The 1,474-nt window shown below is 58.2% G+C and carries 1 protein-coding gene; it reads left to right on the top strand.

The features are described from left to right. On the top strand, window positions 1–1,337 hold a 1,337-nt coding region (locus FJ934_RS27845; protein ID WP_140613596.1), incomplete at its 5' end, for a type I secretion C-terminal target domain-containing protein. Window positions 1,338–1,474: the final 137 nt, after the last annotated feature.

Here is a 1,474-nt window from a genome sequence, read left to right as displayed (position 1 = left end):
TCGCCGTGGTGGTCCACGACCAGGACGGCAGCACCGGCAATGGCAGCCTGACCATCAACATCGTCGACGACCAGCCGTACCTTGGGCCGATCGACCATGGCGTCATAACCGATCAGGCCGGGCTGGTGTTGAGCGGCTCGCTTCATCTGGTGGCGGGGGCGGACGGTATCTCGTCGCTCACCATCACCGGCACCCCGCCATCGAACCTGACGCTCGACGGCACGCACCATCTCATCTACCAGACCGTCGGCAACACGCTAACGGCCTATGCCGATATGGACAACAGCACCACCGTCACCAACGGCGATACGCCGGTGTTCACGCTGACCGGCAATCCAAACACGGGAACATATGAGTTCGATCTCCTGCAGGCGCTGACGGTCATGAACAGTGTCAACGCTGCGTCCGCTTTTGGCTCCGGACCAAGTCAGGAGCAGGAGCTACATTCGGGGACAACAGCGGTAGCGCTACTCTCCTCCATCGACGGTGGCGTCAATGGCTCGACCGTCGGCTGGGGTGCGGGCAACAACAATTTTGATGCCGGCGAGCACATGCGGTTCGATTTCACCGGCAGCAATTCCCCCCAGCCCGTCGCCGGCTTCAATCCGTCAGCGCCACAGTACGCAGATTTCACCTTCTCGAATTACAAGAGTGGCGACAGCATCTCATGTGTCATGCATTTCACGGATGGCACGAGCGCTACCAGTAGCTTCGATCCATCTCAGTACGGGAACAGCGCGCATCAATTGCAGCTTGGCACGTCTGGAAAGCTGATCGATTACATCGACTTCACCGATGTAACCGGTAACGGAAAAGTAGATCTGGCGGGGGTTGCCTCAGTCAGCAACGTTTCCCAGGATCTCTCCTTCAACGTCACAGCAACCGACCACGATGGAGATACGGCAACGAGCGCGCTGACCCTTCACATCGACGGTGGAAGCACGCTGCTGGGCACTTTGGGTGACGATGTGCTGGTCGGCGGTTCAGGCAATGAGACAATGACCGGCGGTGCCGGCGCCGATACCTTCGTTATCAACGCCGCTACCTGGACCAGCCATGGCAGCATCCATGACCTGATCGCCGACTATCACCCCGGTGAGGGTGACACTGTCGATCTGAGCAAAGTTCTGGATGCCGTTTTTGGCGGCAGCCAGACGCTGGCGGATACGTCCAGCAGCGTCAGCGCGACCAATGATGGGACAAATGTCCACATCAACGTTACCCACGGCGGCTCGAATGTCGAAGTGGCGACTTTGACGGCCAATGCGGGCATCTCTCATACGATCAACATCGTGTATGACGACGCGCATCACGCAACGACTGTGAATGTGCCGTAACTACATGCTCGGCGATTAATTAGCTTCGCCGGAGGGAAACGAATATCCCTTTGGCGAATCCTAGAGCAGAATCTGATCACTCTGGCTCGTAACCTGCGGCGCTGAAGTAGTTTGTGCATTGCTCGGCGGTGAAGCGT

This window comes from Mesorhizobium sp. B2-4-12 (assembly GCF_006441575.1).
In the GTDB taxonomy this organism is placed as follows: Bacteria; Pseudomonadota; Alphaproteobacteria; order Rhizobiales; family Rhizobiaceae; genus Mesorhizobium.
This window is presented reverse-complemented; position numbering and strand designations above follow the sequence as displayed.